The sequence below is a fragment of the uncultured Gimesia sp. genome (assembly GCF_937910335.1).
GTDB lineage: Bacteria > Planctomycetota > Planctomycetia > Planctomycetales > Planctomycetaceae > Gimesia.
Window position 1 is genome coordinate 1 of sequence record NZ_CALEMX010000205.1, and the last position, 10,391, is coordinate 10,391.

Sequence of the window (10,391 nt, forward strand, 5' to 3'; positions counted from 1 at the left end):
AGATTCTGCTAAGGAAGAACCCTTCAATCGATACTTACCAGTGCCTGCATAGAGTTTTCCTTGAAAGACTGCTAATGAGTTCACCGCATTGCAGACATCGGGTGTTCCACAGTCGATCCATTTTTGACCGCCATCAAACCGGAACACACGACCGGCGGCCTCTTTTCCCGGCACACAGGTCCCTGCAAACAGTTGCCCGTTATAGACGGTCATGCTGTAAACCAGAATGGCATCTCCCAGGCGACCATGATCCGTCCACTGCTTATCAATTTTTCCATTATCAATACCAAACTGAAGATGACGGTCGTTAGACTGGCTGCTGGTCACCCCGGCATGATTTTTAATACTTAACTGAAACCCTTTCCGCGCCTGTGGGTCATATTTGCTGAGCACATTGCCAATCACATCTCCCAGATCAGCTCTCGTATCTACTGACACGGAAATCGTGAATTCGCCCGTTCCCAATGCTAATGATTTTTTATGAGGCACTTCAATATAAGCGGTCCGCCCATCAAAGCTCGCTGCTTGACCGGGCTTCAAGAGAACTCCACGATTGACACCGTTATTCTGAAAGGAGGATTGATCCCGGGCATCGCCCATTAATCGCCAATCGCCGATTAATGACGCTTCTTCTGCACTGACAACAGCACTGTTAATGGAAATCACGCTCCATACGCTCAATATCAGCAGGGTCTTCTGGTATCTCATGGTAATTTGCCTTCTCAACGAATACTCAGGATCAGAAAAAGTTGTAATTGTGAACAGCCTATCTTAGGAAGACTAACAAAATCGCCAGCCATAAATGAACTCATTTTCAAATCGTAACAACTCGATTAACAGTGCGTCAAGTAGCACGCAACACGTTTTCCTGCTATATTATCTCAAATCAATCTGATCGAGAATTCTCAGCGACCCAGAAAATGAATTCATATTTTGCAAAAAATGGAATAACATGACACATCCTGAATCACAATTGGATCAGAGCGATCTGGAGATGATCGACAAGCATCCCGGCATTCCCCAGGAAAGTTCTTCTCTTCTCGAAGCCGCGTATAACCAGATTCTGTTGCAGATTGTACGAGGAAGCCTCCCCAGCGGAACGGTGCTCAAGACGACAAAACTATCGGACGAACTCGGGCTGAGTAGAACCCCCATCGTACAAGCGTTACAACGATTGATTGCAGACGGAATCGTGACACAGATTCCGCAACAGCGCGCAGTTGTTGCAGAGGGAGCGGACCGTTGGCTCGTCGATATTCACGAAATGCGATTACTGCTTGAGCCACACGCAGTGCTTCAAGCAACGAACCGCTTAGACTCTGAAATGCTCGATTTGCTTTCAGAGTATGGAAAAGCGGCTGAACCAACTGAACAACCTCACTGGATACAACCGGCGCGGGCATTTGACTATTTACTGCATACCTCCATCGCACGTGCTTCTGGGAACCTGCCACTTTGCGAGTCAATTCGCAAATGCATGAGTTTCAAACGACTGACATATGAAATTTCTGAAGATGCACCTGAATTATTACAACGAGATTACGAGGAACACCTGAAGATTCTGGAAGCGCTGAAAAAAAGACAACCCGAGACCGCCTCAGCAGCGATGCTGTTTCACCTCAGAAGTTCCGTAGAATTTCGTAAGCCCGGCGGAAACATATTCTGAATCTCCTACTTCTCTTAGAAATGATTTCACAACCAGCTTGATTCATGCCATTTTCGTTCTCGCTAAGTCATAATTCTGATCTATAATAGATCCCATCTTGAGTGTTCCCGATGTATCGATCCAACCAACCGAACATTGAAGAAATTTCGTGATCTAAGATACGCAGATATGAGAATACCATTTCACACCATGCAGGTGGCGACCGATAACGAGCGGGAGCTGGGAAATTTATTTCAGAATGAATACCTCAATATTCCCCCCACAGTGAAACTGCAGATCGATCCACGTGATCTATTTGCGTGCCAATTATTTACAGAAGAGTTCGTCGTCGGCTTATTACCAGAGGTCAAACAAGAAACGCTGAGTCAGGGCTGGCAATCCCCGCGCTTTCAGATCAAGATTGAGCTGGGCATCAAATTTTTCTCAATCTGCTTTAATGGACACCGAAAGTTTTTTCAGTGGTAATAAAGCAAAACAATCAAGCTGGCGGCGTGTACTCCATTGCTTATTCTGCCGATTCATCCAGCATGAATTCCATTTTACCGCTTTTCACATCATACAGTGCGCCAACCACCAGCACCTTGCCTGCGTCAGAGAGCTTGCGAATCACTTCACTGCGCGCGAGAATTTCATGCACGCTGCGAATGACGTTTTTCCGGGCCACATCATCCATAAATGATTCCTGGTCTGCAGCATTCATCTGATGTAAGCCCTGGCAAATCTTGTGATCAACACAGGGTTCCAGTTCTTCTACAATTGAATCAAGATGGGGACAGTCCGTAGCCTGTGTAGAATCTTTACTTCCCGCCAGAAGTTCAACCGTTGATATCACCGCGCCACAATGTGTATGCCCCAGTACAAACACCAGCTTGACACCGGCAACAACAACACCATATTCGATACTGCCAAGCGACTTGTTACCAATCACATTGCCGGCGACGCGTACGCTGAAAATGTCACCAATTCCCAGATCCAGTACCAGTTCTGCCGGCACACGGGAATCTATGCAACTGAGCACCACAGCCATCGGATTCTGTTCACTCGCCGTGGCATAGACCTGACTTCCCAGATCACGCGAAAGACGGTTGCCTGTATGGAACCGACGATTCCCTTCACGCAGGATTTCCAGAATTTGCTCTGGTGTCGCACGATCTTTCAACTCTCGTGTCGAGAAATCCGCAAACAGAATCTCATCTTGTAACTGGTATCTGGTTCGGAATCCGCGCAGACTCACACTCACGCCGCGTGTCGGACCGATTTTGCTTTTATAATCACGAATCAAGCTCAGAATATCCGGATCTATGTAATCTGTGTCAGTCGCATCAATTAACATGTGCGTCCCTCGCTTTGCGGCATTAAAGAGCCGGTCCAAGGCAGCACGGTTCAGAAAACTAACCTGATTGGCCAGTTCAATGTGTAAAATATCACCTCCCAAATGTGTTTCGACAACACGACGAATAGGCTGGCGTAAACTACTATTGAGGATAAACAGAACACTGACCCCTAAGCCAATCAGGATCCCGGTCAGCAAGTCCGTAAAGACAATTGACAAGAGCGTGATCAAGAAAGGCAGGAATTGATAACGACCTTCTTGCCACATCTGGCGAAAGAGTTCTGGACTGGCAAGCTTAAATCCCGTCACTAACAGGATGGCAGCAAGTGCTGCCAAAGGAATCATATTTAAATAGACGGGCAAAAAAGCAACGCTTGTTAAGAGTAATATCCCATGAAAGATCGTCGACCGGTTGGTTTTTGCTCCTGCATGCACATTGACAGAACCACGCACGATCACCGACGTCACAGGGAGTCCACCAATGAGTCCCGAAATTACATTTCCCACACCTTGTGCAACGAGTTCTCGGCTCGGTGGCGAATCTCGTTTTTCATGATCGAGTTTGTCAACGGCTTCCAGGTTCAGCAGTGTTTCCAGTGAAGCAACAATGGCAATTGTCACCGCAGCAAAATAGATCGCTGGATTAGCCCATTGTGAGAAATCGGGAAAACGAAGATAGGAAACGAGATCGCTGGCTGAATTTGCAACCGGAATTTGTACAAGATGGCTTTTTCCAATACTCCATGGTTTCCCAAATTGTTGAAATAATATTTGCAGACCCACTCCAAATAAAACCACAACCAATGGTCCGGGTACGACCGAATTTTTCAAAAATTTAATGCGCCCCCAAAATACCAATAATAGAACCGACAACAATCCCACTACCGCAGCCCCAAAATGAATATCACCCGCGAACAGCGTTAATATTTCCGAAAAAGTGTTTTGTTCATCTGGCTGACTGAACGACATTTCCCCTTCAGGGTCAGTATCATGACCAAATACGTGGGGTATCTGTTTCAATATGAGAATCACGCCAATGGCTGCCAGCAGTCCTTTGATGACACTTGAGGGAAAAAACGCCGACAGTGACCCGGCGCGCACAATGCCCAGACCGATCTGAATCAAGCCACCAAGCATTACCGCTAGTAGAAACGCTTCAAATGACCCCAGAGTAGCGATCTGTGCGATGACGATTGCCGTTAATCCGGCAGCGGGTCCACTCACGCTGGTCTGTGAACCACTGATCGATCCAACGACAATTCCGCCTATGATTCCTGCCAGCAATCCTGAAAACAACGGCGCTCCGGAAGCCAGTGCAATACCCAGGCAAAGTGGTAATGCCACCAGAAATACAACCAGGCCGGCGGTCAAATCACGGGGAAGATAAGATAGGGAATATTTTGAAATCGATTCGTCATCCATCTTTGTTTCCTCAGAATCGAAATATTAATTATTGTTGGCGGACTAAGATCAGATTCTGCGAGTACAACTGTATGAATGTCAGTGGACGGGGTAGGTCAAAAACTGCTGAATTACCGGGGATGTAGAAACCTTATCACCCCTCTCTGTAATTCAATCCACCGAACGGGCGTTCTTTTTTATTATAGACTCTGTTCTCTGATTCCAAATGGCAATTGCAACATTCTCAGAATTTCCTGGATCTCACTAATTTTACCACTTTAAAAAAAAATCACTCGACTATAAATGATTAAAACCAGTTTTTTATAAGCCTTCTGGAATTTGCTAATAAACCATAATGCAGAAAAAGAGTGATTCATGCATAACCAACAGTCTATTCGGGCCGCTTGTTTTATCCTCATGACCGGATTGGTTCCCCTACTCTCCTGGGGAACTGAGCCGGTCAATCAGGACTGGTCACAGTGGAGAGGCCCCAGTCGAGATGGTTCGATTACTGGAGTTCAACTACCCGATAGTCTCTCTCAAAAAAATTTAAAAAAAGTCTGGCAGGTGAAACTGGGACCCAGTTATTCCGGTCCGATTGTGAATGCAGACCGAATTTTTGTGACCGAAACCCAGGACAAGAAAAAAGAAGTCGTGCGCGCATTAGATCGCAAAACGGGTCAAGAACTGTGGAAACAAGACTGGCAGGGCGCAATGGCCGTCCCGTTTTTTGCCAAAGCCAACGGAGACTGGATTCGTGCCACACCCGCTTTTGATGGCGAACGGCTCTATGTCGCTGGAATTCGTGACGTACTGGTTTGTCTCGATGCCGAATCGGGAGAAGAACTCTGGCGGGTGGACTTCGTTAAAAAGATGGGTACCAAGCTGCCTTCGTTCGGGTTCGCTTCCTCACCACTGGTCGTCGACGATTCTGTTTATGTACAGGCAGGAGGCGGTTTGTGCAAAGTTGATAAAATGACCGGCGAGATCAAATGGCGCACATTGGATGATGGAGGTGGTATGTTCGGCAGCGCTTTCTCCTCTCCGTACTATGCGGAAATAGATGGTGTGCCTCAACTTATCGTACAAACACGCACCAAACTGGCGGGTGTCAATCCTGAAGATGGAAAGGTCCTTTGGGAACGAAAAATACCAGCCTTTCGCGGTATGAATATTCTGACTCCCACTGTTTATCAAAATTCGATCTTTACCAGTAGTTACGGAGGCGGATCATTTCTCTTCAATGCGAAAAAGAATGAATCGGGATGGAATCTGGATGAAACCTGGAACAATAAAACCCAGGCCTATATGTCATCTCCCAATATCATTAATGGGCACGCCTACCTGCACTTGAGAAATCAAAGATTTACATGCATCGATCTGGCAACCGGTAAGGCACGCTGGACTACCACCCCCTATGGAAAGTACTGGAGTACGGTCACGGATGGCAAAAAAATACTGGCACTGGATCAGAAAGGGGAGCTGTTGTTAATTAACGCGAACCCCGAAAAGTTTGAGCTGCTCGACAGTCGCAAAGTAGCGGAGGACTCCTGGGCTCACATTGCAGTCAGTGGCAATGAGATCTTCGTGCGTGCGTTGAATGACTTAGCCGTCTATCGCTGGGAATAAACTGATTGCAAAGTACAATCTGAATCTATGAGCGTTCCTGAAATCAGAATTCGACAGCTTAACCAATGCCCAATACAGATTGAAGGCGATTATGTATTGTATTGGATGATCGCCAATCGTCGCTCGCGATCCAATTTTAGTTTGGAACGCGCGATAGAATTGTCTAAAGAATTCAATAAACCACTTCTGATTCTGGAAGCGCTCCGTTGTGGTTATGAATGGGCCAGCGACCGTCTGCATCGGTTTGTATTACAGGGAATGCGTGACAATCAGGAACGTTTTCAGGAATCGTCGGCTACCTACTACTGCTATGTGGAACCGGCACCCGGCCATGGCGCAGGCCTGCTGGAGGCGCTGGCAGCGAAAGCATCTGTCATTGTCACCGATGATTTCCCCTGCTTCTTCATTCCGCGGATGCTACAGTCAGTGGCTTCACGCTTGCCAGTCCGATTGGAAGCCATCGATTCCAACGGTGTACTGCCGATGCGAGCTGCTTCACAGATATATCCGACCGCGTATGCGTTTCGTCGATTTCTACACAAGGAATTGCCACCTCACTTACTTCAGATTCCAAAGGTCAATCCACTGGCTCGCGTCAAACTGCCCTATCTGAATGGACTACCGCCAGACATCCGAGAACGCTGGCCAATGGCATCGCCCCGGACATTGCAGGCAACCCCCGAGGTACTTGCAGAACTGCCAATCGACCATTCCGTACAACCGGCTGAATTTGCGGGAGGGATGAATGCAGCCCGGCGTGCGTTGAAACAGTTTCTTAATCAACGCTTTGATCGCTACGTGGAAGAGCGTAACTTACCCGAGCAGGAAGTAACCAGCGGACTCTCGCCTTATCTGCATTTTGGTCATATCTCGGCTCACGAGGTATTTCATCACATTACGAACCGCGAAGTATGGGCGGTTGAGAAAGTTTTCGATCAGAAAGCAACCGGAAAACGGGCCGACTGGTGGGGCATGAGCGAAACTGCCGAAGCCTATCTCGATCAACTGATCACATGGCGTGAACTGGGTTATAACATGTGTTGGCAGCGGACGGACTACGATCAGTATGAATCACTTCCCGACTGGGCCAAAACCACACTGGCAGATCATGCACGCGATTTACGAGACTACTGCTACTCTCTCGAAGATTTCGAACAGGCACAGACACACGACCCGCTCTGGAATGCCGCCCAGAGACAACTCGTAACCGAAGGTCGCATGCATAACTACATGCGGATGCTGTGGGGCAAAAAAATTCTGCACTGGTCCGAATCACCGCAAGCAGCCTTGCAGACTATGATTCACCTCAATAACAAATACGCGGTCGACGGGCGCAATCCCAATTCTTACAGCGGCATCTTCTGGTGCCTGGGCCGTTATGATCGCCCCTGGGGACCGGAACGCCCCATCTTCGGGAAAATCCGGTACATGACCAGTGAAAACACCGCCAGAAAGTTCCGCGTCAAAAGTTATCTCGAACGGTATGGAACGGAAAAACAGCAACGGGCACTATTCGATTGATGTTTGGCAAGCTCTCACTAAACTGTCTCTTAGAATTCGATAGATTGTTTCTTGTGATCATACTTGCGAAATTGAAATAAAATCGGAGTCCGAATTTGTCTAAAAACCTCTTTCAGGGAACCGTCCCTTATTACACGCGCTACCGACTCCCCTATCCGGAACCGCTGCTGGCAGAAATTCGCGAGCAGGCAAATGTCTCAGGTCAGGGACGACTGCTGGACTTGGGTTGTGGCACCGGTAAACTTGCGCTGCCGCTGTCTTCCTTTTTTCAGCAAATCGTTGCGTTGGATATCGATTCTGAAATGTTAGCCGCAGCGAAACAGAAAGCGGGAGTTCTGGACGTCCAAAACATCATATGGCTCAACGAGCGTGCCGAACAGTTTACATCAGCGAGCAATTCCTTTGAGTTACTCACCATCGGTGCCGCCTTCCATTGGATGGATCGTAAATCGATTGCGAAAAATGCCCGTGAATGGTTACTGCCGGGACAACCAATGGTTGTTTTGGGTTATACCAGCATCTGGTCGGGAACCGCCGACTGGCATGCTCTAGTCCGAAACGTCTTACAAAAATGGTTGGGTGCAAAACGCCGTGCCGGCTCGGGAGAATATGATGAAGCCCTCGATCCTCACGAATTGGTTCTGATCAATGCAGGTTATACTCTCGACGAAATCGAATACCAGCACTCCCACACTTGGACGCTCGATGAACTAATCGGCAATCTCTATTCCACATCCTTCGCTTCTCCCGCAGTACTGGGAGACGACAAAAATGGTTTTGAAGCCGACCTGCGCGAAACATTACTCGACTATCAGAACAGTGGAACATATCAAGAAGAGATGACGTTCTACTCACTCCTCGCATACCCGAATTAGAATCAACGATAATTTGTGAAGTCGGGAACTGTCTTTACAAGAGACATACTATCTACAAGAACCGAGAAATAGTCAAAATCACATTCTGTGAGTACGGAGCCAATTTGTAATCGTTTTTTGTTGTTGTTTTGTAAACGGAGGGGGAGACCCGGGGATCGATGATATTCCCCCCCAGACAGATGCCTCTTCTTTGTCAGGAATTCGATTGAAAAATGGTTGAGGAACACCAGCCCAATCTCCTGTTTCACTCACATTCTGAACGCCGAAACCAAATTGTTTAGAGCCAGTAAACATTAATCCCTTCATTAAAACAGCTTGGGCGTATGGTACAGTGCCCCCCGAAGGCATCTTCCGCAATTTCCCCCACTGTTTATTCCATTCTCCCATGAAAAGCCAAATTCTCTGATAACGGTCTATCGATACGAACCAGTCTCTTTCTGATTCAAAAGTATGGAATTTGTCTTTAACCATCAATGGAATAACATAGAACCGAGTCGTTCGCCAATGAACTGTCACTTCCACATTTCCAGATTCAGTTTTATTTATCTCTAATTTATGACCACCGGATGGAAATCGATAAGTTCCGAACTGATCAATCACTTGCCCTGCTTTGAGTCTCGGTCGACTTAGTAGAATGATAACTACAATAAAAACCAGTAAGAGAATAGCAACAAGCCAGAAGTACGGAACACGTGGACTTATATAGGGCCGCATTTTGGCAATGAAACTTCTACTAACCTCCCGCATCTCTGAACCTCAATTTGGCTCGTAGTCTAAGTTGAATTCTCTGCACTTCCCCGGAATAGCATCAATGAGATGCTGTTACGTCTGACACTCGCATCATTTTAATCATTCATATGTTAAAAAAAGGAGTAAGTGAGAATGCACATTCAAACCAAGGGTAGCAATAGATGAGAACAGCCCACATCAGAAACCAGGGTAACCGTACCAGACAACTTCTACTTACAAACTTGTAACTAAGTCATTTACTAAAAAAGCTCTCCCTTATCTTGGAGAGAATTTCAGAACGAATCCTTGGTGGAACGATCATAAACGAATGCCCCACCCATGAGTAGTTTATTAGTGTGCAAATAATGGAACAGTGGATGTTGTATTGGAGAGTTAGTATGCCACATCAATACTGGCCTGCGTCCCTTAGTCGGTCGCTTTCCCTGCTTAAATGTTTGCATCACGTCTGTGGTGAAGGGAACGGTTATGCTCGGAAATATCTGTTGCTGATAGTGAACTTTGATTTTCCCGCTACCTTTTTGAAAAATCACCTGGGCCTGTTCTTCTTTAGCCTGCTCGATTTGATTAGTTTGCACTAAAGGTTGCAATAGCAGACTCCCTTTTGTTTGATCCAACTGATCCACTTCGTAAACAGTTTCGAAACAGGTGGTCTGGTCATCATCTGCGAACACTTGGGAGAAAAAACTGCTGCTGCAGACGAATACCAATAATAGTCTATTCATTTTCGGTCTCCTGAATTCAGAGAGCAAGCCAGATAAATCAATCATGCGTTTACTGCACAAGTATAAGCAGAATCGCACAAGCATGTCGAGACCATTTGTTCATCACACGCTGTAACTTAGAAAATAGGCCAAATACCAGGAGTGGCAAGTTCAACAACGTGATTATCGGGGTCTCGGAAGTAAAGACTTTCGCCGCCGCGAGGCCAACTGACTCTGCTTTCAATTTCCACGCCATCAGCGACCAGACGTGCTTCCCATTCCTGCAAATCATCGCGGTCAATTGCAAACGCAAAATGAACAGGGCCGGCGCCGTCATGGGGAGGAATGGTTCCCCCTTCCAGATGGGCAGCTGTGTGACTGGCACCACGCTTAAAGATCAGAAAGACGCTACGGTCACCTGCATTCAACGCGCAAAATCGTCGATCTTCTGCCATGACTTCGAATCCGAACAATCGCCGATAGAAGTCAACTGCCAGCTGTAAATCATCTACATA

10 protein-coding genes are annotated in these 10,391 nt (G+C 46.9%); 5 read left to right on the plus strand and 5 right to left on the minus strand.

From position 1 onward, the window contains the following. A partial coding sequence (locus tag Q0668_RS07655; RefSeq protein ID WP_298862287.1) for a hypothetical protein occupies window positions 1-708 on the minus strand: 708 nt, incomplete at its 3' end. Window positions 709-952: 244 nt separating this feature from the next. Between Q0668_RS07655 and Q0668_RS07660 the strand changes: the two genes are divergently transcribed. Together Q0668_RS07660 and Q0668_RS07665 are read left to right on the plus strand one after the other, a co-directional pair. Beyond that, window positions 953-1,666: a GntR family transcriptional regulator gene (locus Q0668_RS07660; RefSeq protein WP_298862290.1), complete on the plus strand. Its 714-nt coding sequence runs from the start codon at window positions 953-955 to the stop codon at window positions 1,664-1,666. A gap of 168 nt (window positions 1,667-1,834) precedes the next feature. Next, a complete protein-coding gene (locus tag Q0668_RS07665) occupies window positions 1,835-2,131 on the plus strand; it encodes a hypothetical protein (protein WP_298862293.1) in 297 nt (98 codons plus the stop codon). 40 nt (window positions 2,132-2,171) lie between these two features. On the opposite strand, the gene Q0668_RS07670 is transcribed toward Q0668_RS07665, so the two are convergent. Further along, window positions 2,172-4,421 (minus strand): SulP family inorganic anion transporter, encoded by a 2,250-nt coding sequence (locus Q0668_RS07670; RefSeq protein ID WP_298862296.1) that lies wholly within the window; start codon window positions 4,419-4,421, stop codon window positions 2,172-2,174. A 354-nt stretch (window positions 4,422-4,775) separates the two neighbouring features. Between Q0668_RS07670 and Q0668_RS07675 the strand changes: the two genes are divergently transcribed. The 3 genes from Q0668_RS07675 to Q0668_RS07685 all read left to right on the plus strand — a co-directional run bounded on the left by Q0668_RS07675 (window position 4,776) and on the right by Q0668_RS07685 (window position 8,425). Next, entirely contained in the window at window positions 4,776-6,029 is a 1,254-nt protein-coding gene (locus tag Q0668_RS07675; protein ID WP_298862298.1) for a PQQ-binding-like beta-propeller repeat protein, read from the plus strand. Between the two features lie 27 nt (window positions 6,030-6,056). Then, complete coding sequence (locus Q0668_RS07680) at window positions 6,057-7,550, plus strand: FAD-binding domain-containing protein (protein ID WP_298862301.1); 1,494 nt, start codon at window positions 6,057-6,059, stop codon at window positions 7,548-7,550. Window positions 7,551-7,645: 95 nt separating this feature from the next. After that, on the plus strand, window positions 7,646-8,425 hold the full coding sequence (locus tag Q0668_RS07685; protein ID WP_298862304.1) for a class I SAM-dependent methyltransferase: 780 nt from the start codon (window positions 7,646-7,648) through the stop codon (window positions 8,423-8,425). Between the two features lie 78 nt (window positions 8,426-8,503). Here Q0668_RS07685 and Q0668_RS07690 read toward each other — a convergent pair whose 3' ends face one another. The 3 genes from Q0668_RS07690 to Q0668_RS07700 form a co-directional block, all read right to left on the minus strand. Next, a complete protein-coding gene (locus tag Q0668_RS07690) occupies window positions 8,504-9,172 on the minus strand; it encodes a hypothetical protein (protein ID WP_298862307.1) in 669 nt (222 codons plus the stop codon). 275 nt (window positions 9,173-9,447) lie between these two features. Further along, on the minus strand, window positions 9,448-9,897 hold the full coding sequence (locus tag Q0668_RS07695) for a hypothetical protein (protein WP_298862312.1): 450 nt from the start codon (window positions 9,895-9,897) through the stop codon (window positions 9,448-9,450). A gap of 116 nt (window positions 9,898-10,013) precedes the next feature. Then, window positions 10,014-10,391: VOC family protein (locus tag Q0668_RS07700; protein ID WP_298862315.1), on the minus strand; the 378-nt coding region annotated here is incomplete at its 5' end.

Coding starts and splice junctions, on each gene's coding strand:
- Q0668_RS07660 (WP_298862290.1), top strand. CDS start 953: ATGACACATCCTGAATCACAATTGGATCAGAGCGATCTGGAGATGATC.
- Q0668_RS07665 (WP_298862293.1), top strand. CDS start 1,835: ATGAGAATACCATTTCACACCATGCAGGTGGCGACCGATAACGAGCGG.
- Q0668_RS07670 (WP_298862296.1), bottom strand. CDS start 4,421: ATGGATGACGAATCGATTTCAAAATATTCCCTATCTTATCTTCCCCGT.
- Q0668_RS07675 (WP_298862298.1), top strand. CDS start 4,776: ATGCATAACCAACAGTCTATTCGGGCCGCTTGTTTTATCCTCATGACC.
- Q0668_RS07680 (WP_298862301.1), top strand. CDS start 6,057: ATGAGCGTTCCTGAAATCAGAATTCGACAGCTTAACCAATGCCCAATA.
- Q0668_RS07690 (WP_298862307.1), bottom strand. CDS start 9,172: ATGCGGGAGGTTAGTAGAAGTTTCATTGCCAAAATGCGGCCCTATATA.
- Q0668_RS07695 (WP_298862312.1), bottom strand. CDS start 9,897: ATGAATAGACTATTATTGGTATTCGTCTGCAGCAGCAGTTTTTTCTCC.